Source organism: Arthrobacter castelli DSM 16402, assembly GCF_000430705.1.
In the GTDB taxonomy this organism is placed as follows: domain Bacteria; phylum Actinomycetota; class Actinomycetes; order Actinomycetales; family Micrococcaceae; genus Arthrobacter_C; species Arthrobacter_C castelli.
Genome location: NZ_AUMN01000005.1, coordinates 188,655 through 213,644, shown reverse-complemented (window position 1 = coordinate 213,644; position 24,990 = coordinate 188,655). Strand labels below are relative to the sequence as shown.

Annotated in this window: 21 protein-coding genes and 2 pseudogenes; 10 read left to right on the top strand and 13 right to left on the bottom strand. The window is 60.7% G+C overall.

Translation table 11 applies throughout. The annotated features are described in order from the left end of the window. A pseudogene (locus tag H535_RS29600) lies at positions 1–190 on the bottom strand (ISL3 family transposase); the annotation flags it as partial. Between the two features lie 170 nt (positions 191–360). On the opposite strand from H535_RS29600, the gene H535_RS28950 reads away from it, so the two are divergent. From H535_RS28950 to H535_RS0108120, 4 genes are all read left to right on the top strand, one after another. Beyond that, positions 361–1,038 carry a hypothetical protein gene (locus H535_RS28950; protein ID WP_155838614.1) on the top strand — a complete coding sequence of 226 codons (678 nt, stop codon included), beginning with the start codon at positions 361–363 and terminating at the stop codon, positions 1,036–1,038. Between the two features lie 323 nt (positions 1,039–1,361). Further along, positions 1,362–4,901, top strand: coding sequence for a TM0106 family RecB-like putative nuclease (locus H535_RS0108130; protein WP_026819158.1), 3,540 nt, complete (start codon positions 1,362–1,364; stop codon positions 4,899–4,901). A 79-nt stretch (positions 4,902–4,980) separates the two neighbouring features. Next, a complete protein-coding gene (locus H535_RS0108125) occupies positions 4,981–5,517 on the top strand; it encodes a hypothetical protein (protein ID WP_026819157.1) in 537 nt (178 codons plus the stop codon). Further along, positions 5,511–6,134 carry an RES family NAD+ phosphorylase gene (locus H535_RS0108120; RefSeq protein WP_026819156.1) on the top strand — a complete coding sequence of 208 codons (624 nt, stop codon included), beginning with the start codon at positions 5,511–5,513 and terminating at the stop codon, positions 6,132–6,134. The genes H535_RS0108125 and H535_RS0108120 overlap by 7 nt, the downstream gene beginning before the upstream one ends. Before the next feature lie 23 nt (positions 6,135–6,157). Here H535_RS0108120 and H535_RS24240 read toward each other — a convergent pair whose 3' ends face one another. Beyond that, positions 6,158–7,405: a thiamine pyrophosphate-dependent enzyme gene (locus tag H535_RS24240; protein ID WP_051298812.1), complete on the bottom strand. Its 1,248-nt coding sequence runs from the start codon at positions 7,403–7,405 to the stop codon at positions 6,158–6,160. Positions 7,406–7,537: 132 nt separating this feature from the next. Beyond that, positions 7,538–8,188, bottom strand: a complete 651-nt coding sequence (locus H535_RS30370; RefSeq protein ID WP_051298810.1) for an SbtR family transcriptional regulator — start codon at positions 8,186–8,188, stop codon at positions 7,538–7,540. 91 nt (positions 8,189–8,279) lie between these two features. Here H535_RS30370 and H535_RS0108105 point away from each other — a divergent pair, with 91 nt between their 5' ends. Beyond that, a complete protein-coding gene (locus tag H535_RS0108105) occupies positions 8,280–8,690 on the top strand; it encodes an NUDIX hydrolase (protein WP_026819155.1) in 411 nt (136 codons plus the stop codon). Between the two features lie 104 nt (positions 8,691–8,794). Here the strand turns inward: H535_RS0108105 and H535_RS0108100 are convergent, their stop codons facing one another. The 3 genes from H535_RS0108100 to H535_RS29890 form a co-directional block, all read right to left on the bottom strand. Further along, positions 8,795–10,300 carry a GntT/GntP/DsdX family permease gene (locus H535_RS0108100; RefSeq protein ID WP_026819154.1) on the bottom strand — a complete coding sequence of 502 codons (1,506 nt, stop codon included), beginning with the start codon at positions 10,298–10,300 and terminating at the stop codon, positions 8,795–8,797. A 71-nt stretch (positions 10,301–10,371) separates the two neighbouring features. Then, entirely contained in the window at positions 10,372–11,229 is an 858-nt protein-coding gene (locus tag H535_RS0108095) for a phosphogluconate dehydrogenase C-terminal domain-containing protein (RefSeq protein ID WP_026819153.1), read from the bottom strand. Beyond that, positions 11,226–12,023 (bottom strand): sugar phosphate isomerase/epimerase family protein, encoded by a 798-nt coding sequence (locus tag H535_RS29890; protein WP_035768761.1) that lies wholly within the window; start codon positions 12,021–12,023, stop codon positions 11,226–11,228. Before H535_RS29890 ends, H535_RS0108095 begins: the two co-directional genes overlap by 4 nt. Positions 12,024–12,135: 112 nt before the next feature. On the opposite strand from H535_RS29890, the gene H535_RS24230 reads away from it, so the two are divergent. Continuing rightward, on the top strand, positions 12,136–12,906 hold the full coding sequence (locus H535_RS24230) for a FadR/GntR family transcriptional regulator (RefSeq protein WP_051298808.1): 771 nt from the start codon (positions 12,136–12,138) through the stop codon (positions 12,904–12,906). Between the two features lie 169 nt (positions 12,907–13,075). Here H535_RS24230 and H535_RS29885 read toward each other — a convergent pair. Then, positions 13,076–13,539, bottom strand: a pseudogene (locus H535_RS29885) (cyclodeaminase/cyclohydrolase family protein); the annotation flags it as partial. Between H535_RS29885 and H535_RS29880 the strand changes: the two are divergent. Further along, positions 13,540–13,686: a hypothetical protein gene (locus H535_RS29880; RefSeq protein ID WP_245580228.1), complete on the top strand. Its 147-nt coding sequence runs from the start codon at positions 13,540–13,542 to the stop codon at positions 13,684–13,686. Between the two features lie 58 nt (positions 13,687–13,744). Here H535_RS29880 and H535_RS24220 read toward each other — a convergent pair whose 3' ends face one another. The 5 genes from H535_RS24220 to H535_RS0108055 all read right to left on the bottom strand — a co-directional run bounded on the left by H535_RS24220 (position 13,745) and on the right by H535_RS0108055 (position 20,149). After that, positions 13,745–14,725: an ROK family protein gene (locus tag H535_RS24220; RefSeq protein ID WP_035768759.1), complete on the bottom strand. Its 981-nt coding sequence runs from the start codon at positions 14,723–14,725 to the stop codon at positions 13,745–13,747. Further along, positions 14,722–16,410 carry a dipeptide ABC transporter ATP-binding protein gene (locus H535_RS24215; RefSeq protein ID WP_035768757.1) on the bottom strand — a complete coding sequence of 563 codons (1,689 nt, stop codon included), beginning with the start codon at positions 16,408–16,410 and terminating at the stop codon, positions 14,722–14,724. Before H535_RS24215 ends, H535_RS24220 begins: the two co-directional genes overlap by 4 nt. Further along, positions 16,410–17,312: an ABC transporter permease gene (locus H535_RS0108065; RefSeq protein ID WP_081416522.1), complete on the bottom strand. Its 903-nt coding sequence runs from the start codon at positions 17,310–17,312 to the stop codon at positions 16,410–16,412. Before H535_RS0108065 ends, H535_RS24215 begins: the two co-directional genes overlap by 1 nt. After that, positions 17,309–18,265 carry an ABC transporter permease gene (locus tag H535_RS0108060; protein WP_026819150.1) on the bottom strand — a complete coding sequence of 319 codons (957 nt, stop codon included), beginning with the start codon at positions 18,263–18,265 and terminating at the stop codon, positions 17,309–17,311. Before H535_RS0108060 ends, H535_RS0108065 begins: the two co-directional genes overlap by 4 nt. Positions 18,266–18,337: 72 nt before the next feature. Further along, on the bottom strand, positions 18,338–20,149 hold the full coding sequence (locus H535_RS0108055) for a peptide ABC transporter substrate-binding protein (protein WP_026819149.1): 1,812 nt from the start codon (positions 20,147–20,149) through the stop codon (positions 18,338–18,340). Positions 20,150–20,541: 392 nt separating this feature from the next. Between H535_RS0108055 and H535_RS24210 the strand changes: the two genes are divergently transcribed. From H535_RS24210 to H535_RS0108040, 3 genes are read left to right on the top strand one after another with little or no spacing between them, the layout of a single operon-like run. Next, entirely contained in the window at positions 20,542–21,663 is a 1,122-nt protein-coding gene (locus H535_RS24210) for an ROK family protein (protein ID WP_245580224.1), read from the top strand. Next, the gene (locus H535_RS0108045) at positions 21,664–23,160 is read left to right on the top strand and encodes a M81 family metallopeptidase (RefSeq protein WP_026819148.1); all 1,497 of its coding nucleotides are present in this window, start codon (positions 21,664–21,666) and stop codon (positions 23,158–23,160) included. Then, a complete protein-coding gene (locus tag H535_RS0108040) occupies positions 23,160–23,936 on the top strand; it encodes a copper homeostasis protein CutC (RefSeq protein WP_026819147.1) in 777 nt (258 codons plus the stop codon). The genes H535_RS0108045 and H535_RS0108040 overlap by 1 nt, the downstream gene beginning before the upstream one ends. A gap of 38 nt (positions 23,937–23,974) precedes the next feature. On the opposite strand, the gene H535_RS0108035 is transcribed toward H535_RS0108040, so the two are convergent. After that, positions 23,975–24,985 carry a LacI family DNA-binding transcriptional regulator gene (locus tag H535_RS0108035; protein ID WP_026819146.1) on the bottom strand — a complete coding sequence of 337 codons (1,011 nt, stop codon included), beginning with the start codon at positions 24,983–24,985 and terminating at the stop codon, positions 23,975–23,977. Positions 24,986–24,990: the final 5 nt, after the last annotated feature.

Genomic DNA, 24,990 nt, shown 5'->3' with positions numbered 1-24,990 from the left:
GCCTGCGTCCGTGCCCGATGGCAACGACGCCGCAGGCCGGGCAACCAGCCAGGGACTGATCCGTTTCAATGCGAAGGAGCAGGCTCTCGGCAGATCCGGTGACGGAGGTGATGTGCACTCCAGTGATACCGAGCAGAGTGTCAGCGCGTTCGCACCAGCGCCCACCGGGACAGGACGTAGAATTAGACAAGTCAGGGTCTCTTTTGAGGTTGGAAGTTTGGTCGCTACCAATTCAAAGAGACCCTGACCCCGTTCCGTGCGCGCCACGCCGCAGCAGCCGCAGAACATCCCGCCATCTCAAATTCCTGAGGACACCCTAACCACGCTCAAATGCGAAGGGCCCTCAATAGCGGTCATACAATGACGCTGATAGCCAGCAACGTCGATTCAGACACTGAACGAATAGTCTCCTACCTCAATAGCTACTACAACGTACCGATTAACGTAATGGTGTTCCGCTACTTTACTGATGGTGGTCACCAGTACCTTGCCAGAACTTGGCTCATGGACGAAGAAGCGCCAGTTCCGGTTGCGAAAGGAAAGAAGAGCACGTCGTCAACGGTTGATTGGAATGGACGCGATTGGTACGTTTCGTATGGTGTCGATAACCGATCCCGGTATTGGGAAGATGCCAAGAGATACGGGTTCGTATCAGCTGGGGGTGGCGAATGGTATTCAAAAACGATAAAGAACCTTCCAGAAGGTGCTCGTGTATTCGTGCACATTCCACAGAACGGCTATGTCGCGGTCGGCACCGTTACAGGTCCACCAGCAACGGCCGATGAAGCGAGTCTCTATGTCGATGGAGTCAACAGACCGTTTCGATCTCTTGAACTGAATGGAGTCTATTCGCACCCGGACGCACCCGAAGGGGCAGATGCCGCTGAATACGTTGTACCGGTCGAATGGATCGCTACGGTGGACCGCGATCAAGCCTATTGGCAGCTGGGTATGTTCGCCAACCAACACAGCGCCTGCAAGTTGCGAAATCAATTCACGATCGATGAGCTTTCGAGGATTTTTGATCTCAACGACTAATCACGAGACATTGTCTGCGGCGTCCCGAACTCAACCGGGCCCATTCTACAGAACGCCCTCTGCGCCCGGCTGCAGACCGCGGCCGCTGGGCCGCAGGATGAGCCCCTCTTCTTGATATCGACGCGGACCAGACGCCCGGGCCGGTCACGTTTGTAACGTCTGATGACTGCTGCGCGACAGCCCTGCGAAGAGGAAATCGAAATTTGTCGGTAGCGAATGCTCTACTGAAACTGTTCTTGCGGAAGGGCGAGACTGCCCGTCCGGAGCGGGCATGCGTCACACCTATATATTGATCTTCACCGCACCAGCCTTGGGGAGGCACCGTGTTCTTGCTCGATTCAACCGATACCGTCGACCATCGCGACCTCATCTATTCGGCGAGCGACTTAGTCATCGCGTCGCGGTGCGAATACCAGTTGCTGCGGATCCTCGACGAGAAGTTGGGGCGAGTTTTCAAGCTCGACATAACCGAAGACCAGATGCTGGCCCGGACAGCAGAGCTGGGCGATGTCCACGAGCATAAAGTCCTCGAGGCGTACAGGCAGAAGTTTGGACCCTGGGACGCACATGCCGGCACGGGTGTCTACGAAGTCGACGCAGCCGCGATCAAACGGGAGTCGCTGGCTGATAAGCACAGAGAAACGATCGCTGCGCTGGAAGCGGGCGCCGACGTTGTCTTCCAAGGCTCGTTCTTCGACGGCCTGTTCCACGGACGTTCGGACTTCCTGGTCAATACAGGCGACGGCGTCTACGCCGTCTATGACACCAAACTGGCCAGGCACGCCAAGGTCGAAGCATTGCTGCAGCTTGCCGCCTACGGCGATCAGCTCATCCAGGCAGGAATCGCTGTCCATCCGGAAGTGACGCTGGTCCTCGGAACAGGGGCTCACAGCAATCACAGTTTGCATGATCTCCTTCCGGTCTTCCGCGAACGACGCCAGCGGCTCCTGGAGTTCACTGCCGCGCATCGGGATCAGCCGGAGCCGGTCGAATGGAATCGTGAGGACATTACCTCGTGTGGCCGTTGCGGCTACTGCCAGCATGAGATTCATAGGACGCGGGATCTGCTGCTCGTGGCAAACATGAGCGTTGCCCGGCGCAAGAAGCTCCGTGACCAGGGCATCTATACAATTGACGATCTGGCGTCCGCAGACATCCCAACCGGAAACGCTGGTTTGCGCAAACTGCAGGATCAGGCCCGCATGCAGACCGGAACTGCACAGACGGATGGAGAGGTCCGCTATCCCGGTCACGACGGAGCGGAGCAAACGCTGCGCTACCGTGTGCTGGAAGAGAATACGCTGGACAGACTGCCCATACCAAGCAAGGGCGACATCTTCTTCGACTTCGAAGGGGACCCACTCTGGCAGGACGAGCACGGCCGATGGGGCATCGAGTACCTGTTCGGCGTCGTCGAACCCGCTGCAATTCCTGGTACGGAACCAGTTTTCAAGCCGTTCTGGGCACACAATCGTGCAGACGAGCGACGTGCTTTGGTGGACTTCCTCGACTATGTCGAGGACCGTCGTCGGACCTACCCGGATATGAAGATCTACCACTATGCCGCCTACGAAAAGACGGCGCTGCGGAACCTCTCCACCCAGCACGGCGTGGGCGAGGAGATTGTCGATCAGTGGTTGCGCGAAGGCGTCCTATTCGACCTGCTCCCCATGGTCCGCAGCTGCATCCGCATCTCCGAGAACTCCTACAGCATCAAGAAGCTCGAACCGCTCTACATGGGAACGGAGCTGCGCTCAGGGGACATCACCGACGCCGGTGCTTCAGTGGTTGCGTACGCCATCTACTGCCAGCAGCGCGATGCCGGCGAACAGGAGCAGGCAGCAAAGACGCTGGCCGGGATCGAGGATTACAACCGCTACGACTGCCTGTCCACTCTCAAGCTACACAACTGGCTGCTACAACTCGCCCAGGAGCGCGGGATTGAGCCGAGGCAGCAATCCTCAGATGCCGCCGACGACGTTCCCACCACTGTGGCGACCAATGCTTCCCCAGAAGAGACTCACTTATTGGAATATCTCCAAGCTCTTCCGGGCCATGACTTGTCCGATGATGATCAGGCAGTGGCCATGGTGGCAGCGGCTGTGAACTACCACCGTCGGGAGAACAAGCAGTTCTGGTGGGCCCACTTCGACCGATTGGAAAGCGCCCTCGAAGAGTGGGAGGACACGACAGACGTCTTTACCGTGCAACGTGCCGAGGTTGTTAGTGATTGGGAGAAGCCCAATTCCAAGAGCAATCCCGTACGGCACCTCAAACTCACCGGCATGCTCGGCTCTGGCTCGAACTACAAGGCCGGCAAGACGTTCTTCCGGATCTATGAGGAACCGGATATCCCCGATGACCTCAGGCCCGAACTGACCAACAACAGCATCCGCGCCGGATGGTTTGAAACCGAGATCGTCGAGGTCGACCACGACGGCGTCCACGATGTGTTGGTCGTCAAGGAGAAGCTCAAGCGCGGAGGCCACGAATACGAGCAGGCGCCTATTGCCCTCTCCCCCGGACGGCCCATTGGCACCATAAATATTGAAGCAGCCCTGGCTGAACTCGCATCAGTGGTGAGCCGTCAACTGCCGACGTTACCTGATCATCCGGGTCTCGATATTCTGCGCCGCCGTGCCTCGCGCCTTGCCACCTTGCCCGGTCTTCCAAAGGTTCAGGATGGGCCGAGCGGTTACATCGACGCCATCACTGCCGCGGTCGACGATCTGGACCATTCCTATCTCGCTGTGCAGGGTCCTCCGGGCACCGGCAAGACGTATGTTGGCTCGCACGTCATCCAGCGGCTCGTCGCGAACGGCTGGAAGGTCGGCGTCGTCGGCCAGTCCCATGCCGTCGTCGAAAACCTCATCAAAGCCGCCATCGAAGCCGGTGTCCCCGAGGACCAAGTAGCCAAGAAAACTGACAGCAAGGATGTGCCGTGGTCGCGTCGGGGAGAGAACGACGTCGCGAGTCTGCTTGGTGCGGAGGGCGGAGCATTGGTCGGTGGAACCGCATGGACGATGACTGGGCAGCAGGTGCCGGCAGGATCGCTCGACCTGCTGGTGATTGATGAAGCCGGACAGTTCTGCCTGGCCGACACGCTCGCCGTCTCCCGCGCGACGCGACGTCTGCTGTTGCTCGGCGATCCGCAGCAACTGCCACAAGTGAGCCAAGGCAAGCACCCCGAACCGGTCAACGAATCGGCTCTCGGATGGCTCGCCGCAGGGCACCCCACCCTTCCCGGGCAGATGGGATACTTCCTTGCCGACAGTTGGCGGATGCATCCTGAACTGTGCGGCGCGGTGTCCCGGCTGTCGTACGAGGGACGGTTGGAGTCGGCCGACGCCGCTGCCCGTCGCCATCTTCAAGGCGTTCCGGCCGGAGTCGAATGCGTGATGGTGCCGCACACCGGCAACTCGACGTCGTCGACGGAAGAAGCAGTCGAAGTTGAGGAGCAAGTGCGCCGGCATCTGGGGCTGAAGTGGACAGACGAGCTGAAAGCTCCTGCGCGTCCGTTGGAAGAAGCCGACATCCTGGTAGTGGCCGCTTACAACGCTCAAGTACAGGCTATCCGCGAGCGGCTGGCATCAGCTGGACTGCCAAACGTCCGCGTCGGCACCGTCGACAAATTCCAAGGCCAGCAGGCCGTCGTCGTCATTGTCTCCATGGCCTGTTCCAACGCCTCGGAAGCGCCGCGTGGCATCGAGTTCCTGCTCAACCGGAACCGAATCAACGTTGCGATCTCGCGGGGCCAATGGAGAGCCGTGATCATCCGGTCACCGGAACTGACCAAACACATGCCGAAGAAGCCGGCTGCGTTGGAGCAGCTTGGGGCGCTCATCGGGCTGTGCAGCAAGTAGGAAAGTCGTCGCAAGCACTTCAACAAAGATGATTCTGAAGATATGATGAGTCATAAGAATCGTAAGAAGGAATCGGCCCATGACTACCACCAATCCCGAAAACAGCAGCCTCGACGCCGCCCGCAACGACACCCTCGAAGCTGGGCTGCGAACCATGCATGCCAGTCTTGCAGCCCTTGGCCCCGCCATCGCATCCGTGCAAGTGCCGGTTCCACCTCAAATGGCCAGGGGTGTTCAAGCCAGAGAAAACGGCTGGCGGCGTATAGAGCACGAATTCAGGCTGCTCACCGCACCGCAGGTGGCAGATCTCCTTGGTTCACAATCGAGCAATCGCAACGCCTACGCAGCAGATCGGCGCAAAAAAGGACAGCTCCTCGGCGTCCGCCGGCGCAATGCCTACCTCTACCCTGGCTTCCAGTTTGATGGCGCCAGCATTCACCCGCTGATCCCTGAACTCATCAAGATCGCCGACCGTCACCACGTCGAACCTGGCGACCTCGCCCAATGGCTCTGCCTGAAGACCCGGCAACTCGCCGGAGACCGGCCTGTTGACCACTTGAATGAAAGAGAGCGGGTTATCAACGCGGCCACCCGGCACTTCGGCGTCCAATGGTAGACGGGCCCAAAGGTCCGTTTCGTCCCCTGTCGGAAAACCTGCGTGCAGGTGCCAAACTGTACCGCGTCATCAGCAACACCCGACCGGGGGCGTCCTTGGACGCATTCAACCCGGGTTATGGACCTCCCACCCGGTTCGCATTCTTCGGGAACCCGGTGATCCCGATTCTCTATTGTGCGGAATCGGAATCCAGCGCATTGTGCGAAACGCTTCTCCGGGATATCCCGTACGAGGGTGGAGAAGTACTCCCGTCCGAATACCTCAGACTGTTGCTCGGCCGCCTGACCGTGCAGCAGGACCTCAGCCTTGCATCCTTCAGAGGTACCGGCCTGCGGGCAATCGGCGTGGGGCGAAAAGACATCACTGACACCGACGATGAGCGGTACGCCGAGACTGTTCTGTGGGCGGAAGCTGCGCATAGGGCGGGGTTCGATGGCATCACCTGGACCAGCGCCCGCTGTGACTCTGATGCAGCCTATATGCTGTTCGGAGACCGCGTTACCCCGGCAGATCTGTCCATTGACCCTGATTTTAGCCGCGTCTTTGCCACTCCAGAGGGAATCTTCTGGCTGACCGATTTCTGTGCGCCACTGAATATTGAGGTGCAACAAAGCTGACGTTGCGGCTGCCAGCCTCAGCGTCACCCAAAGAACTTCTCCGGATCCGTGTCATCCCACACGGCGATCGGCGGGTAGGCATCCGCTTCTGTTATCACCTCAATCAGGTGGAAACTTGAACCGTCCCTGGCCCGTTTCAGGGCGTCCTCCAGTTCGTCAACGTTAGTCACCGTGTCGGCTTGGGCTCCGACAGCCCGGGCGATAGCGGAGTGGTCGACGCTGGCAAATGAAATGGCCGAGGTGTACTGCGAGAACTGGGCGATTTCGGCGTGCTTCTGGAATCCGAGGATTGAGTTGTTCAGCACGATGGAAACAATGGGCTGGCGGTTTCGAACTGCAGCTTCCATTTCGGCCCAGACGTGCCCGTAGCCGCCGTCTCCGCTGATGCACACGACGCGTTTGTCCGGATTGGCGGTCTGGCTCCCCATGGCCAAGGGCAGGCCCCACCCCAGTCCGGCGAGGCCGCGGGGTGAGATGAACCGCTGGCCGGTTTTCTTCGCGGTCAGGTACCCGGTCATCCACAGTGTGGAGTAGCTGGCGTCTGCGACGGCGATGTCGTCTTCGCCGAGGTGCCGGTCGAGCACAGCCATGGCCTGCTGCGGAGTGATCTTTTCGCCGGCTGGAGCGGAGATGCGCTCCGCCGCTTCGGCGGCCGCGGTTTCTTTGGCGGTGGTGATCTGCCGGGCTGCGTCGTCTCGGGCCGCCACGCGCGGACTGAGGTCAGCCTTCTCGAGTTCGGCAGTAATGTCCTGCAGTCCGAGTTTGGCGTCGCCCACGAGACGGTGGGCGGGGTAATTGCGGCCTACTTCCCCGCCGTCGACATCGAAGTGGACGTAGGTGGCACCGGCCGGGAAGAGACTCCACGAGCCCGTACCGTTCTCGTTAGTGCGGGTGCCGACAAAGAAGATGACGTCGGCGTCGTCCACCAGCTTCCGGACCTGGCGGTTCGGCAAATTCTTCCCGAGGGCGTTGCCAATGACTCCGAGGGACAGTTCATGTGTTTCGGCAACGCTGCCCTTGCCCATGTTGGTGGTCGCGACGGGGATGCCAGCAAGCTCCTGCAGCCGGGCGACTTCTTCGGCGGCACCGGACAGGTGCACTCCGCCGCCTGCCACGATGAGGGGCGCTTTGGCGTTAGCGAGCAGGTGGGCGGCTTCGGCAACGCGCTGTCCGTCCGGGCGGCTGCGATCGAGCGGGTACTCCCCCAGCTTTGCCGGGCGTGCGGCTGTCTCCGGCTCCTCCACCTTGGCGTCCAGCACGTCCTTCGGCATCAGCAAAACTACGGGGCCGGGGCGTCCGGAGGTCGCGACCGTGACGGCGCGATTGACGTATTCGTGGGCCCGGACCGGATCGTCGACGCGCTTGATCCACTTGGCGCAGTTGCTGAACAGCCCCTCTGAGGTCTAACGAGCAGAACTGGTGTCTACCCCGAGCACGTGCTGCAAATCGAAAGGTGCTGGAGGCGGCAGCTGCCCCGGGGCGGCGGGCGGAGAGGCATCCTGCACGCGGAATGACTGCAATAGATACGCGGTGAGGCGGTGGGACGCGATGGTGGAGGACTCCAGGGAGTCTTGGGCAAAACCGCTGTTGGCGCGGAACACCAGGAAGATATCGGAGAGCTTGAAATCCGGGCGCAATTCCCCCGCATCCTGAGCGCGCCGAACCAGGCGTGCCAGTCCGGCTTCAGCCCGGGCACGTTGACGGTCGAACTCGGCTGAATCCGGAAACCGGGCGAGAAGCGCTGCCGTAAAACCGTGATCGGCGGCTTGCATAGTGCTTATTTCCTCGATGGCGGACGAAAAGCCATGCCAGGGATCAGGGTCGGTGATCGCCGCGTCCAGGGTCTCGATGCAATGGTCGATCTGTTCGCTGAAGGCTTCGCCGATGAGAGCGGCCCTGGTGGGAAAGTGCCCGGGCAGGTGCGGCCCGTTGTCGATACAATCCACCCGCTTGCCGATGTCGCCGCCGCCCATCGCGCACTTGAGGCCGGCGGCGTGCAGGGCAAACACGTGGTTCACATCGGCTGATCCGGAGCCAGTGGCCGCCGCGGGCATGAGGCGAGGCCTATGAACCGCCCGTCCTCACTGAGGCGACGCCGCCGTCGTCGATCCCCACAATGAAGGCAGGCGCCTGTAGCATCGGCTCATGCCAACTGTTCTGACCATCGCCGGTGTCGTCCTGCGCGACGCCGAGGGCCGCATGCTGACCGTCCGCAAGAGCGGAACGACCATGTTCATGCTCCCTGGCGGCAAACTTGAAACCGGCGAGGCCTCGGACGAAGCAGCAACCCGCGAGTTGGCCGAAGAACTCGGTATTGAGGTGCCCGCGGCGTCCCTGCGTTTACTGGGCAGCTGGCGGGCCACAGCCGCTAATGAGCCAGACACAGTGGTCGAGTCCACGATCTATTGCTCTGATTCCATAGAAGAACCGATGGCCGCCGCAGAGATCGCTGAGCTGGTTTGGATGCGTCTGGACGAGGCGTCCGAATACGCGAATGTCGCTCCCCTGCTGCGACTTCACGTCGTGCCGACACTGTTGGCACTCGTCCGCCACTAACGGCCGAGCAGATATTGCAAAGCGGGTGGCGGAAGCAGCGGGCCTGCATCGGTCGGGGCACGGTTCCATTCGATGCAAGTGGGGGATCAAGTTCCCGCCGCCCCTCAGGACACGAGGATCCACACTCCGCTGATCAGCAGGAAGCTGGCCCAGCCGAGGACTGTGGCGAGCACGGTCCAGGTGCGCAGTCCGTCAGCGACGGAGAGCCCCAGGAATTTGGTGGCGATCCAGAATCCGGAGTCGTTGATGTGCGAGAGCGCGACGGATCCGCAGGCGATGGCGAGCACGATCAGCACGACCTGAATGGCGGAGTAGTCTCCCTGGGTCACGGCCGATTGGATGAGCCCGGCCGTGGCCAGCGTGGCGACGGTTCCCGAGCCCTGGGCGACCTTGAAGACGCTGGCCAGCAGGAATGCCAGCAGCAGGATGGGCACTCCCAGGTCGACCATCGAACTTGAGATGGTCTCCCCGATGCCGCTTTCGGTCAGGATTTTGGCGAACACGCCGCCGGCGCCGGTGACGAAGACGACGATGGCCGCTGGGGCGAGAGCGGCGTCCATAATGCTGCTCAGGTTCTGGCGGTCCCAGCCATGGCGGGCGCCGAGGAAGTACATGGCCAGCACCAGTGCCACCAACAGCGCCAGTCCCGGTTCCCCGATCAGCGAGATGACGTGCGCGGCGGTCGATTCTTCGGCGAGGAACATCGAGCCGACTGTGCCCACGGAGATCATCAGGATCGGCACCAGGATCATCGACACGACGGCAGCCGCGCCGGGCCGAGTGAAAGCCGGGGCGGCCACGGCCACCGAGTCGTCCGAGCCGGCGGAATTGCCTGCCCCGTCGACGCCGCCAACCACGCGGGAACTGCCAGGGCGCGAGCCACCGGCCCCGCCGGAGCTGCCGGCACCACCAGAGCCGGCCGAACCGCCGTCGGGCACGTCCGCTGCACCCGACTCATCAAACTTCTGCTGCACCTGCGGATCGATGGTGAACTCGCGGCTGGTGGTGATCTTCTTGCTGACGTAGTAGGCAAGGATGCCGGCGGGGATGGAGATCAGCAGGCCCACCACGGTGACCAGTCCGACGTCGGCCCCCAGCAGAGTGCTGCTGCCGGTGACGCCGGGATGCGGCGGGACGAAATTGTGGATGTAGACCATCAGTGCCGCGATGGGCACGCCGACGAAGACCGGTGACTTGTGCCCGGCGGCCTTGGCGAAGCTGAACATGATCGGGATCAGGATGATGAACGCGACGTCGAAGAAGATCGGCACCGCAATTACAGCCGAGACCAGCAGCAGTGCCGGACCCACCCGTTCCTTGCCCAGCTTGGCGGTGAATTTCTCGGCCAGGATCTCCGCGCCGCCGGATTTCTCCACGACGGCTCCGAGCATCGCGCCGAGGCCCACCAGCAACGCGACGCTGCCGAGCGTGCCTCCCATGCCTTCGATCACCAGCGGCATGATGTCCTGCGGTGCGATTCCGGACGCCATCGCCGTGAGGATCGAGACCAGCAGCAGCGCCACGAACGCGGGCATTTTCAGCCGCATGACCAGGAACAGCAACAGCACGATGGCCGCGGCGGCGACCCCTACAAGGTAGATGGTGTTCATTGTGGTGTTCGCTTTCTATACGCCATTGTCAGTAGAAGAACGTCGCCGGCATGCGACCGCCGGCGTCGGAATCAGCGCTGCAGCGCCTCGAGCTTGAGCATTTTCGCGATGGTGTCGTCCAGCACCGAGTCGTCGAAGACCCGCTTCCAGTCGTCCTTGATGATCGCGTCCCGGCCGTGGTCCATGGCGATGTGGCAGGCTTCCGAGAACGGGTTGTCCCCGCGCAGCGCGTTGGCCAGCGCCACCTGGATGTGGCCGTAGAAAATTGCTTCGGCGGCCGGGCGCGGGACCCCTGCGGTGTTGACGGTTTCCTCCAGCGCGTCCTTGAGCAGCCCGCCGATCATGCAGGCGATGGTTTCCACCAGCGTCGGCTCCAGGACGGCGAGCTGCTTGATGGTCACCCAGTGCACGTCGATCACCGGGGCATACATGGTGCGGATAACGACGTCGGCGCGGTCCTTGATTGCCTCGTTGCCGGAGTCGACGGCAGCCACCACGTTCTGCGGCGCGGCGATCCCGCCGAAGGTGTCGGCATATTCTTCCTTGGTGGTGCGTTCGAGGAAGATCGACGGATGTGCCGGGTGCGCACATGCATACTCGATGCCATCGCGCTGGTAGAGCAGGCCGGCGTAGGCAGCGGCCGGATCCAGGGTGAGCACCAGCGCCCCCTCTTTGAGCTGCGGCACCACGTCCGCGCTTACTGTGCCGAGGGCGACGTCGGGCACCGCGAGGATAACGACGTCGGCGTCGCTGACTGCATCTTCGGTGGCGGTGACGTCGAGCCCGAGTGCCCGCACCCGATCCTGGCCTGCAGGGGACGCTTCGGCGTAGAAGACCTTGGCGGAAGTTTTCTTGAAGTTGTTGGAGATCCGCTGGCCCATTTTTCCGCCGGCTCCGATGAGGGCGATGGTCAGGTCGTCGATGTTCATGCTGCTTTGCTCCTTAGGAATTTCACGTTGTGCTGTGTCCACTGCTGCTCGAGGCGGATGGTCTCGGCGATGTTGTCGGTCCAGGGCAGCCAGTGTTCGATCACCTGGTTGAGGCCGCGCTCGGCCGGCCGGACCTGGGCGACCATGTGGTCGTAGTCGAGCAGGCCCTGCCCCAGCGGGGCGCCGGCGTAGGTGAATCCCACCCATCCGTCGCGGCGGCTGAAGGCGAAATCTTTGACGTGCAGGTTGTTCACATACGGCGCGGTGCGGTCGATGACGTCGTTCGGGGTTTCGAGTGCGGCCACGCAGTTTCCCGGATCGAGCACGATGCCCAGCGACTCGTCCCCCACAGCCTCGACGATGCGGACCAGGTCTGCTGTCGGTATCTGCTCGTACGTCTCCAACCCCAGGGCGACTCCCCTGCGGCCGAACTCCTGTACGACGTCGGCCAGTAGCCAAGGTGCCTCGGTGACCGCTGGTTCGCCGTCGCCGACTTTGACCATGGACCGCACCAGGCTGGAGCCCAATTGCTCCGCCAGATCCAGGTACTTCAGCAGATGCTCCGGGGCGATGCCGCGGGTGCCGAGTTCCAGAGTCAGCCCGAGGTCGTCGGCGGCGTCCTTGATCCGGATCAGCTCGCCCGACGTCATGGTCTGCAGCGGTGGATAGTCGCAGATTTGGAACAGCTCAACCCCGAGTTCGCGGGTGTCTTCGAGCATTTGCTCGAGGCTCATCGGCTCCGGGTTCTGCTGTGACCACCGCCAGAGGTAGGCGTACGTGCTCAGCCCGATCATGATGCTGCCAGATCTGTGAACATGCTCCACAAGCTATATCGGGCACATCACACCTGTCAACCGGTTGACCAATTATCGGAAGGCGTATGACATAGCGACTAAGCTCTTAACCATGCCGGCGTATCCGAATAACCCCTCCGACGAACTGCAGGGAAAGCTCACAACCGTCCCTGCCAGCACACCCTCAGCGGCCGTGGCCTCCCAACTACTGACCTACTTCACCGGAGGGGACGTCTCCCCCGGCACCCGGCTCCCCCCGGAGCGGCACCTCGCCCAAATGCTGGGCACCGGCCGATCCGCCGTTCGGGAAGCGCTTGCAGCACTGGAGATTCTCGGCGTCGTCCAGGTCCGCCCCGGATCGGGAACCTACCTGCAAGGCGGCGCCTCCGAACTGCTCCCCCAGACCCTGAACTGGGGACTGATGCTGGGCGACCGGAAGATCGAAGACCTGCTGCAGATCCGCTCCGGATTGGAAATCCTCGCCGCCGAACTCGCCGCCACCAAAGTCACCGACGACGACGTCGTCGCGCTTCGGACATACCTGTCCCAAATGGAAGACCGGAAGAATGACTATGCCGCGTTCGTCGAAGTCGACATGCTCTTCCACCAAACCCTGGCCACCGCCTCCGGCAACGAGACACTCGGCGGACTGCTGCAAAGCGTGCGCTCGCTGCTCCGCCTGTGGGTCGACCGCAGCATCGCCAAAGAGCAGGAAGCACTCGACGCCGTCAACGAACACCGCCAGCTCCTCCAAGCCCTCGAAACCCGCGACTCGGCCGCCGCTCGGACCGCCATGGAGGCGCACATGTCCACCGCCAACCAGCGGCTGCTCGACAAGGAATCGGCTATGCAGCACGGCAAGACCGGGACGGACGGCGGGTAACTTCATGGCGCCGCTCCTGGTAAATCTGGGCTGTACTGAGGGGCGCTGAAAACCGCTCGAAATAAGGCAAGCAGACGCTTCGTCGGTAATTCCTGCCAGGACGTATCTGCAATTGTCGGCATGAAGCCAATCGAAATACCGGAGCTCTCGTTCACCTCTGGGGCTGTGGCTACGCCGGGAGATCCTCCCGGATCCGTTTGGTGAGATTGTCGCAGGAGTCGATCAGGGAATCAGCACCGCGGATATGTTCGGAAACCGTGCTGCGGGCGTCGTCGTCCTTCACGCCTGACAGGTTGATCTCGAGGGTTGCCTGGGCGATCGTGGCCGCGGCCCGGGTCGCCGCAGTGGCCGCAACGATATCGCTGAGGATATTTCTGTTCGCGCACTCGAGCAGCTCTTCGCCGAGGGCTGCCATCTTCCGGCCAATTCAAGCAACCGCTGTGGCGGCTCCGTCGCACCGATCAAAGCTGTCTGGACCGCCTTGGACCTGGCTTCCTTCTCCGCCTCGGAATCGTTTGGCATCGCGTAAGCGTCGGCGACCTTCGCGAATGCCGCCGCATCGGCGTCGCCCGCATCGAGGGACTCGCCGATCAGCGGCTTAGCAGCGGCGAGCACGTGCTGAACCATAGTGGCGTGGTCGGCGAACTTATCCCCGTGCTGAACCGGGCAGACATGGCGACCAGCGCTGCAGCCTGCGCCAACTGCAACGATGCGGCTGCGCCTACGCCGGGAGAGCTGCTGAACTGGGCGTCGGTCATAGACACCAAGACCCGCGAGTAGGCGATTACGGCATCCCGCATGTCCTGTATTCATCCGCACCCAGCGCTGACGCCAGCCGTTAATACACGTGAGCAGCGCCATCGACAGCCAGATTTGCTGCGGCGGTGGTTGCCGCACCCAGCGCAACGGCATGCGAACCAAGTGCAGTTGGAACGACTACCGGCAGCTGGCCGTTGATGGGCGGTTCGTGTGCCAGCGTCTTGGAAATTCCGTGGTTCAGTAAGTCCCAGGCGCCGCCGACTCCACCACCGACGACGACCGAATCTATGTCCATCAATCCGGCAGTCATCAGGATGGCCTTGCCCACCGCCTCACCTGCTTCTGAATAGGCCTGGATTGCCGGTCCGTCGTCCGACCGTGCCGCGTCGGCTACGTGTTTGGCCGTCAGCCCCGGGCCATCCGTCTGTCCGGCCGTTCCACTCAACGCCTTGCCATTGGACCGCGAGCTGAGGCGCCGGTAGCGTCGTACGATCGCAGGTCCGGCGGCAATGGCTTCCAAGTGGCCGATTTGGCCACAGGTGCAGCGCTCCGTCCCGAACCCGGGTATATGGCCGATCTCGCCCGCCGCACCGTGGGCACCGTGCACCACCCTGCCGTCCGTCCACAAGGCACCACCAACCCCGGTCCCCAGGGTGATGCCCAAAGCAGCCTTCGATCCTTGAACTGCGCCCAGCGTTACCTCGCCTTCCAGGAATGCGTTTACATCATTTTCCAATGAAACAGGAACATAAAACCTATCGCGCAGCAGCCGCGCGACTGCGGTTCCGGCCCAGTCAACGAATGAGTCGCTGGCGAAGAGGATTGACCCGGCCACATGGTCAATGACTCCCGCTGCGCCAACGCCAATGCAGGTCAGTTCCCCGCCGGCGGAAGACACCACTTCCTGGATGGCTTTCTCGGTTTCGGCAACGATGGCGCCGTTTCCGAGCCTGGCCGGTGTAGCGCGGCTATGAGTGGCGACGATCCTCAGATCCGGCGTACAGGCAATCGCAAGTGTCGTGGTTCCACCGATATCAACTCCAACTAGTACAGAATTCACTGGCCCACGGACCCGCCGACTTCAACTGTCCGGCGTCGTTGTTTCTGCACGACGGGATCCGGGACCGGAGCCGCGGACAAGAGTTCACGCGTATATTCGACTTCCGGATTGACCAGTACGGATCCGGTCGGTCCGGACTCGACGATTTCGCCCCGACGCATCACCGCCACTGTTTGTGACATCTGCTGCACGACCGCCAGATCGTGACTAATGAACAGACAGGCAAAGCCATAGGTTTGCTGCAGCTCGGTGAGAACAGACAGCACGCTCGCCTGCACAGATACGTCAAGGGCGCTCGTTGCCTCATCAGCAATGAGCAGCCGGGGTTCGAGGATGAGCGCGCGTGCCATGCTGACACGTTGACGCTGGCCGCCCGACAACTCATGTGGGAAGCGGCGGATCACGCCTGCGGGAAGATGCACGGAATCCAACAGTGAGGCTACTTTTTGACGCCGTTCCGTCCCGGAGAGACGGCGATGGGTCATCAGGGGTTCAGCGACACAGTCCATCACGCTCATCCGGGGATCGAGCGAGGCCACTGGGTCCTGCAGAACGATGCCAATTTGCGCTTGGAACTTTCGCCGCGTGCGCCACGGAAGCGATCTTAGATCGCGATTGAACAGGCGCACGGAACCGGCGGATGGCTTGAGGAGGCCGATCGCGGCCCGTCCAGTCGTTGACTTTCCAGACCCCGACTCGCCGACAAGACCCAACGTTGCACTCTGTGGAAGTTGGAAACTGACACTCTTCAGGGCCTCGAAACGGCGCCGGCCGCGTCCATACGTCACGCTGACATTTTCGAACTCCAGCGCGATATGTTCGGATGCCGACACTGCTGATTCGGTGTTGGTGTTCTCGGGGTCCGGCTCATCAGTAGTAACGCGCAACCGCGGCACTGCCTTCAGCAGCCGCCTTGTGTATTCATGCTGCGGGTGGAGCAGTACATCGTTCACTTGGCCGGATTCGACCAGCTCCCCCTTCAACATCACGGCGACTCGTTCAGCGAAGTCGGCCACAACGCCCATATTGTGCGTCACAAGGAGGACGGCGGTGTTCGTCCCGGAAGCCAGGGACCGGAGCAGGTCCAATATCTCCGCCTGAACGGTCACGTCGAGCGCCGTCGTCGGTTCGTCGGCAATCAGCAAGGCCGGATCGTTGGCAATCGCGATGGCGATTACCACGCGCTGCCGCTGCCCACCGGATAGCTGAAACGGATAATCCCGAATCCTCTGTTCCGGGTCGGCGATGCCAACGCGATCCAGCAGCGTGACCGCCCGGGCCTTAGCTTCCCGGGCCGGCACGTCGGTGTGGTTGGTAATGACTTCGGCTATTTGGTCACCGATGCGTTTCAGCGGATTCAGCGCACTGGCTGGTTCCTGGAAAACCATCGACACGACTCGTCCCCGGATTTTGTTCAGGCTCCGCCCATCAGGGACGTCGATAGTTGACCCGGCGACGGACACATTCCCGGTCATCTGTGCATTCGAGGGAAGAAGCCCCATCGCGGTCAGTGCCACCGTGGATTTGCCGGAGCCGGACTCACCAACCAAGGCGAGCACTTCTCCCGGTGCCACCTGAAGGGAGACGCCCTCAACAGCCGGGACAGTGCCCGATTCGGCTGTGAATGCCACGTTCAGGTCGTCGATCTTCAGTGCGGCTTCAGTCGCCAGCGTTGTGGAAGTCATCAGCGTCCTTTCACGTCAAACATGTCGCGCAACCCGTCGCCAATCGCATTGAAGGCACACACGACAAGGATGATTGCTACTCCAGGCGGGATGATCAGCCACCAGAATCCGCTGTACGCGGCAGAGAGCCCTGCGCTCAGCATGCCACCCCAATCGGTGGCGGGTGCCTGCACTCCCATACCGAGGTAACTCACATAGGCAACCAATAAAATGGCGTCAGCGATTTGGAAGGTCGCATTCACCACCAGCGTGCTGATCGTATTGGGTACGATATGGCGGCTGACAACGCGCCAATGCCCACCGCCAATGCCCCGAAGAGTCAACACGTAGTCACGGCTCTTCAATGTAAGTGTTTCTGCCCGCACCAAGCGCGAAGGCACCAGCCAGGCCAGGCATCCGATCACCAGAATCATGGTTAAGCTGTTCGGCGAGACGATAGCCGAGATCACGAGCAGTATAAACAGGGCCGGAATAGCGATGCCGCTGTCAACTATGCGCATCATAATGGCGTCGACCCAGCCACCGGTGTAGCCGGCAACCGATCCCCACAACGCGCCAATGACCGTCGCGAGGACGCCAGCGGCCAACCCGATGGTCAGGGACACCTGTCCGCCAACCATCATGCGTCCCAGTTGGTCGAAGCCGACCGCGTCCGTGCCCAGCCAATGGTTTGCGCTGGGCGCCTCGTTGGCAGCACTGAGTTGAACGTGCACTTGGTCTGTCTGATAGATGAGTGGTCCCAGGAAGGCGAACGCGAAGGCGAGAACGACGACGACCGCCCCTACCACCGCAATCTTGTTGCGCATAAAACGCTTCCACATAAGCATCCGATTGCTGACCGGTGCGGCCATGCCGTCGGGCGCGCCCCCGCGCCGTGATACCTCTATTTGTGCTTCGCTCATGAGGAATGCCTCACTCGTGGGTCGATGAATACTTGGACCAAGTCAGCCAAAAGACTGCCGATCACAGTGGCAATCGAGATGATCAGCACACAGCCAAGGAGAACCGGAAAGTCCGGAGCCTGGGCGGCGTTCCAGAACAAGAGGCCCATCCCTGGATAGTTGAAAAGCTGTTCAACCACCAGGGAACCGGCGAACAAGACCGGAATGTAGTAGCCGAGCATCGTCGTGATCGAGGTTAAAGAATTCCGGAACACGTGGCGCGCCAGGATCTGCCCCTCTGAAGTTCCCTTGGCAGCTGCCGTACGCACGTAATCCTCTGACAGGTTATCCAGAGTCGACGCCCGCATATAACGGCTGAACAGCGCAATGATGCCCAGCGCCGCTGTAGTGACGGGCAACACCAGGGCTTGAGGGTCAGAAAGGATATCTGCGATTGAGTCGCCCCGTGGCGCAAGAGGCGGGAACCAGCTCAACCACTGCGTAAAGACAATGATGAGAATCAGCCCCACGAAGAATACCGGGGTGGCATATGCGACGAACGAAAGGGACGTCAATACATAGTCGGATGGCCTGTTCCGCTTGTAGGCCTGCCATATCCCCAAGGGGAGGGCGATCATGAGCCCGACGGCGGCGGAGAGCACCGAGAGCAACAGCGTCTTTGGCAGTCGGTCAATGATCAGATCGGCCACGGGAGCATTCAGCACATATGAACGTCCCAAGTCGCCCTGCAGCAGGCGGCCAAGGTATTCAAGATACTGAATCACTAAGGGCTCATCCAGTCCCCTTTTCTCTTTAAAAGCCGCTATCTGCTCGGGCGTGGCTTGAACACCGAGGATGCCCCGCGCCGGTCCTCCTGGCAGTAGATGCAAAAGGGCAAACACAACGATTGTCACCAAAAAGACAACGACAACCGATTGCCCGACCCGTTTTAGGATGAATCGAAAGGTTTCCACGCTCTACCTCTGCTGACATGCGAGGGGGCGTTGATCGCGCGTACCACCAACGCCCCCGGGTGTGAGAATGTGCTACTTCTGCGTTTCCCAGTGCCAGCGCTGCGGATAGATCTCATCCACATCGGCGGCGGTGCCTTTAAGACCTTCTCTGGTCGCCGAGACCTGATATACCGGGTTCGGCATCCAAACAACCGGAAGATCCTTGGCCAGCAACGCACTGTACTTCACCATGGCGGAACTATCCTTGGAACTCACAGCCTTCTGCATCAGCCGATCGGCCTTGGGATTGGAATAGTGCCCAAAGTTCGAAGGTCCGTCAGTTCCAAAGATCCGCTCCCCCGTCGGGTAAGGGGGAAAGTACCAACTGCCGGAGGTGCCGAAGAACGACAGCTGCCAGTCGCATTGCTTCTGGGAAGGCTTGCAGCGGGGTGTCTGTGACAAGACGCTGTTTACCGGTGCGCTTTTGACGTCGAGCTTGATCCCCGCCTTGGAGAGGGAGGAGCGGATCTCGTTCATCATGTTGTCAGTCTCGGTGGACCCGCTCTGCGCCAGCAGCTTGATCTCCAGTCTGGTGCCTTTCTCGATCCCCTCGCCGCACTCGTTCTCGCCGGTGCCGACGCTGCTGCAGACAGCTACACCGTCCGACCCCATTTTCCAGCCGTGAGAGGTGAGCAGCTTTTTCGCCTTATCGATGCTGTACGGATAAGGGTTATTCTTTTGGACCTCTGACAGGTATGGCGAGTCGCTGCCTTGTGGAATGGGCCCGTACCCAGGTTCCGCAGTACCCTGCCAGATGACTTCAGAGATACTTTTCTGGTCGATTGAATGCTGGATCGCCTGGCGCACATAGAGTTGCGAAAACACATCACCCATCTTTGGGTTGTTGAAATTGTAAGGCATATATGTGATGGACCATCCCGGCTTCGGGGTGATCTTATAACCACTTGCCTCGAAGGTTTCTTTTTGTGCCATGGCGGAGGCTGTGATGTATCCATAATCCAGCTCTCCGCTGCGCAGGGCATTCTGTTCTGCTTCGACACTGGTAAATGGAAGCAACTTCACCGTCTCAATGTGCGCGGCATCGGTCCCGTCGTACTTCTTGTTTTTTGCCAGGACAACTTTTCCAGACGAGGTGAAGGTGTCTATTTTGTACGGACCGTTCGTAGTCTTCCACAACGGATTAGTGTCGTACGAGGCCATATCCTTGGCCTCACTTTGAATGTACTCAAACACCTTCTTCGCACCGGACTCCGTGCGATCATAATTGCCAACGGCACCGGAATCGCTCTTCTTATCCCACGCGTGCTGTGGTATGGGCTGAATAAAGCTCAGCTGGTTCGACTTGAGCCAGTCCTGGTTGTACACGTCATCGAAGGTGAGTTTAAAGGTTGACGAATTGACCGCCTCGAACTTCTTGATGATGTCTGGCATCCTGCCGTCGACGTAGTTGGCCCAGTTCTCCTTGTTTGCTTTGATCAAGTTGAGCCAGAACTCGACGTCCCGGCTCGTGACCGGCACGCCGTCGCTCCAACTCATGTCTTTCAGGGTGATGGTTGCCACGCGGCCATCAGGGGAAAATTCGACCGACTTGGCAAGACTTGCCTCCTTATCCCATCCCATGCTGCCGCCTGAAGTGTTGAACTCGATCAGTGGGGTCCACAGCACTTGGTTAAGTGATGCATTAATGGTCGATGTGTGTCCGGCGCTGCTAATGGGGGATATCCAGTTGGGCGTCTGTGAAACGGGCCAGGCATAACTGACTGAGTTCTTCGTTTCGGCTGAGGATTCTGCAGGATCAGAGCATCCCGAGAGGGTCACCCCAACCACCCCGCATACCGCCAGTAACAGTCGTGACTTGGCGCTTACCGATCCTGACGACAACATAAAGTGCCTCCTTGAGAAGGGAACATCCGGGCCGCTTCATGCCGCTTCCAGCACCAGCTCTGCGCCTCGGGAATGTGATCTAGAAGACAGTCAACCGCGAACCGCCGATAGATGTCAATGCCTTCTCGAATAAAGTTTTTCACCGTATAGTGGACCCCCAATGGGCGCCGAATGCCTTGCCCAAATCGCGGTTACAGCGCTTTTTGCCTGCCCGCGTGGGTTAGTATGCACTGGGTGACAGACATCACAACTCGGTCAATACCAGCACAAGTATTGATTCTTCGAACTATGATGGGGATACTTTTTCCATGACTGAATTAAGTGTGAACCAGCCTGGAGCTTCCAACCGTCCCCGCCCGCGATCGCGGTCTGTTGAAGCGGAGGTCCTTTCATTGATTGCCTCGAAGCAAGCAAGTTCACGTTCAGAGCTTGCCAGCGCCCTCGGAATGGCGGGCTCATCCATATCGGTGAGCGTCCAGGCACTGCTTGAGCTTGGATGGATCAAGGAGGTTGGCTCCGGGACCTCGACCGGGGGGCGCAAGCCAAGGATATTGACCCTTGGCGGGGAGGCTCACTACGTCTTGTGCGCCGACGTCGGCATCCATCATGTTCGCGTTGGTGCGGTGACATTGGACGGCAGCGTTGAAACTGCGGTTACCTACGATTTTGATATCACGCTGGGACCCGAACACGCGCTGGAACAACTCGAGAAGATCTTGCGGGAGTTAGTTGATGAAAGGAACCCCCGGCAACTTCTCGGTATAGGTCTAACCCTGCCTGGTCCTGTAAATACTGCCGAAGGAACTGTGGATTCGCCCTCCCGTATGCCTGGATGGCACCGATATTCCGTTCGAGCAGAACTGGACCGCCGGTTTATGGTTCCAACGTGCATCGCAAACGACGCTAACGCTATGGCCCTCGGTGAGCATTCGGCCCAGCCCATGGACCATAAAGATTCCATTACGATCAAAGCCGGCACGGCCCTGGGCGCCGGAGTGATCATCGATGGCAACATCCATGAAGGCGCAACGGGAGCCGCGGGGGACATGACGCATGTCCGGGTTGCGGATGCTGACGATATTCCGTGTTCCTGCGGAAACCGTGGATGTCTCGAGACCATCGCCTCCGGTGCCGCCATTGTTCGGATGCTCAGCGAGCAACGGGCAGACGTCGGTTCCATTTTGGATGTCGTCGATTTGGTGCGTGCCGGCGACGCGCTGGCGACATCACTGGTCAGGGATGCGGGTCGTCATCTGGGAGAAGTTCTTTCCGCGGTGGTGAATTTCTTCAATCCATCGGCCGTGTATCTGGGTGGCGTTATGTCCACGCTGGAACCGTATGTGGCTGCCTTCCGGAGTCGGTTGTATGAAGGATGCCACCCATTGGCTACCAAACATCTCATCATCCAGGAATCCCAGCTGGGTCAGGACGCAGGTATAGCCGGCGTCGGCCGGCTCACCCTGGACCTGGCTTTTGCTTCACCGATCGTTCATCAAGCACGAAAGGAAGCCTAAATGAGTTCACCAGCATCTGGCAGACCAAGAATCGCAATCGCTGGCCTCAGCGTCGAATCAAGCACCTTTTCGCCGGCGCGCACCCGAATCGCTGACCTCCGGCCCAGGCGCGGCAACGACGTTCTCGATCATTATGCGTTCCTGCAGGCGGGGGCAGAACTCCGTTCCGCTGCCGATTGGGTGCCGGTGTTGCAGGGCCGGGCCATACCCGGCGGAGCCGTTCCCCTCGAGGACTACCTACAGCTGAAGCAGGAAATCCTGGCCGGGCTCCAATCCGCACAGCAACTCGATGGCCTGGTGCTCGACATCCACGGTGCCATGAGCGTTGTCGGCATGGACGACGCCGAGGGCGACCTGGCAGCCACGGTGCGGCAGGCTGTCGGGCCGGAGGTTGTCATCAGCACCGGGATGGATCTGCACGGCAATGTCTCATGGAAGCTCGCCGAAACCGTGGACCTGTTGACGTGTTATCGGATGGCACCTCATGAAGACGCCCTGGAGACCAAAGAACGGGCCATCCGGAACCTGATTGACGTCCTGCAGACCCCGGGAAGGCCGCGGCCTGCAAAAGCTTGGGTGCCGGTTCCGATCCTGCTGCCCGGCGAAAAGACAAGCACCCGCATCGAACCGGCCAAAAGCCTCTACGCCAAAGTTCCGGACATCGAGGCATTACCCGATGTCCTCGACGCTGGAATCTGGATCGGTTACGCCTGGGCTGACGAGCCCCGCAATATGGCAGTCGTCATGGTCACCGGCAGCAACGCTGATACCGCGGCCCGCGAGGCAACGAACCTGGCGCAGGAAGTGTGGCGGAGGCGTGCCGAGTTCAACTTTGTCGCCCCATCCGCCAGCCTCGACGAGTGCATCAAGACGGCAACAGCAAGCAAGCAGCGGCCATTCTTTATCAGCGATTCCGGCGACAACCCGACCGCTGGCGGTGCGGGCGACGTCTCATGGACGCTGGTCGAGCTGCTGGAGCGGGATGAGCTGATTTCAGGCGATTTAACCGCTATCTATGCTTCAATTCCCGCTTCCGAAGCGGTGGAAACGTGTGTGTCGCGCGGTATTGGCGTCACCGTCGAATTACATGTCGGCGCCCTGAGTGATGCAGGTCCTTCCGGGCCGGCCCGTCTGACGGGCATCGTGGAACATATCCACCACGGTGACCCGGTTGCAGAAATCGAAGTCGTCGTCCGGGTTGGAGGCTTGCACGTCATATTGACCAAGTCGCGCAAGCCTTATCATCTTGAAGCAGATTTCCTGCGGAACGGGCTGAAACCGAGGGAGGCCGACGTCGTTATCGTCAAAATCGGCTATCTCGAACCTGAATTGTTTGAAATGGCGGCAGATTGGATGCTGGCGCTGACGCCCGGGGGCGTGGACCAGGACCTTCTCCGTCTGGGGCATTCGAGGATCGACCGGCCGATGTTTCCCTTCGACCGACACGACTCCGACCCGGATCTGCACGCCCGACTCGTTCCGACAGTTGGTCAGTAATGGACCTTGAAATCGCCGTGACCTCTGCGACAGGCGCCCGCATATCCCGTGAAGGCGGGGCAAACCGCGTCGAGCTGTGCTCGGGGCTGGAACTGGGAGGATTGACTCCTTCCAACGGACTGGTTACGGCCGTCGTCGAGGAAGGAATCGACACCCACGTTCTAATTCGTCCCCGACCCGGCGACTTTCACTACTCCGCTGATGACGTCGCGCAATCATGCCTTGAAATAGCCAGCCTCGGCAAAATCGGTATCTCCGGCATCGTCATTGGCGCACTCAATCAATACGGAGCAGTTGACATACCCTCAATAAGGCGCCTGGTAGACACCGCACACAGTGTCGATGAAACCATGGAGATCACCTTCCACCGGGCCGTCGACCTCGCCCCGGATCCGGCAAACATCGTCGAGGAGCTGATGCCCCTGGGCTTCACACGGGTCCTCACTTCCGGGAAATCGAACCGGGCTGTTGATGGCATTCCTGTCATAAAAGAACTGGCAAACACCGTGGGCGGACGCATCCAGATTATGGCCGGTGGAGGCATCCGTGCTCAGGATATCCACCCGCTGCTCGCCGAAGGACGAGCGGATGCCGTACACCTGTCAGCCAAGAAGCTCTTCGAACCCGGCGCAACAGGGGACGTCTCACTCGGAAGCGCGGCAGAAAATCCTGGCTCGTACTATGTCACGAATGAGCGAGTGGTCAGAGACGCATCGCTTGCCGTCAAGCAGGCTTCGACGCACTCGGAAAATAGCAGCCCTTCAGCTTTGGACTGAGGGCTCCCCCACTAAATGACTTCGGCCGGGCCCGCGCCCTACTGAGGGGGCGTGGCAGCGGGCGCGGCCGTCGACTGGCCCAGTTCAAACCGCACTGGCAAGGTCAGTTCCTGGGGAGGGCCCCCGTTCCCTAGCCGCGACAACTCTTCCACTGCAAGCTCCCCTGCGTCTTCGGCTGGCACGTGAACTGCAGTCATCTGAGGCATGGACAGCCCGATGCTGCCCAAATCATCCACGCAGGCCAGGCTCATATCCTGCGGCACTCGCACGCCCATGGAACTCAACGCGTGGTGGAGCCCGATCAGCACGACGCTGTTGTAGGCGATTACGGCCGTCGCACCGGAGGAGACCACCTCCTGGGCGGCCCCGCCGCCGGACGCATAAGTGAGCGGCAACGGCCCTATGGGAGTCACCACCCCACCGGCAGTTTCCACTCTGTCCGTCAGCGCCCGCTGGCGTCGCGGATCCATCCATGACCCGGGAGGCCCGGACAAGTATGCGAACTTGCGGTGTCCCAATGAGCACAAATGGTCAGCCAGCTGAGCGGCACCATCGGGGGTATCCACCACAACGGAGCTTACGCCCGGCGCGCGCCTGTTGACCAACACCAACGGTTTAGGGCCGGCGGCAGCCGCAAGCTCAGCGGAGTCTCCACTAGTGGCCAGTGCAATGAACCCATCGACCTGGTTCTGAAGCCGGGACATGGTCCGTCGTTCACGCTCGATCGAAGCCTCAGTAACCACGACCAGTAGCCCGCTGCCCGCTTCCTCGGCCGCGCGTTGGGCACCGCTGATGATGGGCGCGAAAAAGGGGTTGGCCAGTGTCGGAACGCACAGCGCGATGAGTCCCATTCGCCCGGTGATCAGTGCACGTGCGGAGGGATGGTGGCGGAAGTCGAGGCCTTCAGCGGCCTGCTCCACCCGCTGCCTGGTCTCCGCCGCAACCATATCCGGACGGGAAAGTGCCCTGGAAGCGGTCGCGACCGATACTCCCGCGGCCTTGGCCACGTCTGCCAGTCGCGGCGACGTTTCCACTTCATTCTTATCCATTCCGG

Excerpts from the sequence above, each read along its gene's own strand:
- H535_RS24230 (WP_051298808.1), top strand. The coding sequence starts at position 12,136 with ATGCCGGCGTATCCGAATAACCCCTCCGACGAACTGCAGGGAAAGCTC.
- H535_RS29890 (WP_035768761.1), bottom strand. The coding sequence starts at position 12,023 with ATGATCGGGCTGAGCACGTACGCCTACCTCTGGCGGTGGTCACAGCAG.
- H535_RS0108055 (WP_026819149.1), bottom strand. The coding sequence starts at position 20,149 with ATGTTGTCGTCAGGATCGGTAAGCGCCAAGTCACGACTGTTACTGGCG.
- H535_RS30370 (WP_051298810.1), bottom strand. The coding sequence starts at position 8,188 with ATGCCCGCGGCGGCCACTGGCTCCGGATCAGCCGATGTGAACCACGTG.
- H535_RS0108040 (WP_026819147.1), top strand. The coding sequence starts at position 23,160 with ATGGACCTTGAAATCGCCGTGACCTCTGCGACAGGCGCCCGCATATCC.
- H535_RS0108125 (WP_026819157.1), top strand. The coding sequence starts at position 4,981 with ATGACTACCACCAATCCCGAAAACAGCAGCCTCGACGCCGCCCGCAAC.
- H535_RS0108035 (WP_026819146.1), bottom strand. The coding sequence starts at position 24,985 with ATGGATAAGAATGAAGTGGAAACGTCGCCGCGACTGGCAGACGTGGCC.
- H535_RS0108105 (WP_026819155.1), top strand. The coding sequence starts at position 8,280 with ATGCCAACTGTTCTGACCATCGCCGGTGTCGTCCTGCGCGACGCCGAG.
- H535_RS28950 (WP_155838614.1), top strand. The coding sequence starts at position 361 with ATGACGCTGATAGCCAGCAACGTCGATTCAGACACTGAACGAATAGTC.
- H535_RS0108095 (WP_026819153.1), bottom strand. The coding sequence starts at position 11,229 with ATGAACATCGACGACCTGACCATCGCCCTCATCGGAGCCGGCGGAAAA.
- H535_RS0108045 (WP_026819148.1), top strand. The coding sequence starts at position 21,664 with ATGAGTTCACCAGCATCTGGCAGACCAAGAATCGCAATCGCTGGCCTC.
- H535_RS0108100 (WP_026819154.1), bottom strand. The coding sequence starts at position 10,300 with ATGAACACCATCTACCTTGTAGGGGTCGCCGCCGCGGCCATCGTGCTG.
- H535_RS24240 (WP_051298812.1), bottom strand. The coding sequence starts at position 7,405 with ATGCCGAAGGACGTGCTGGACGCCAAGGTGGAGGAGCCGGAGACAGCC.
- H535_RS0108065 (WP_081416522.1), bottom strand. The coding sequence starts at position 17,312 with ATGAGCGAAGCACAAATAGAGGTATCACGGCGCGGGGGCGCGCCCGAC.
- H535_RS24215 (WP_035768757.1), bottom strand. The coding sequence starts at position 16,410 with ATGACTTCCACAACGCTGGCGACTGAAGCCGCACTGAAGATCGACGAC.
- H535_RS0108120 (WP_026819156.1), top strand. The coding sequence starts at position 5,511 with ATGGTAGACGGGCCCAAAGGTCCGTTTCGTCCCCTGTCGGAAAACCTG.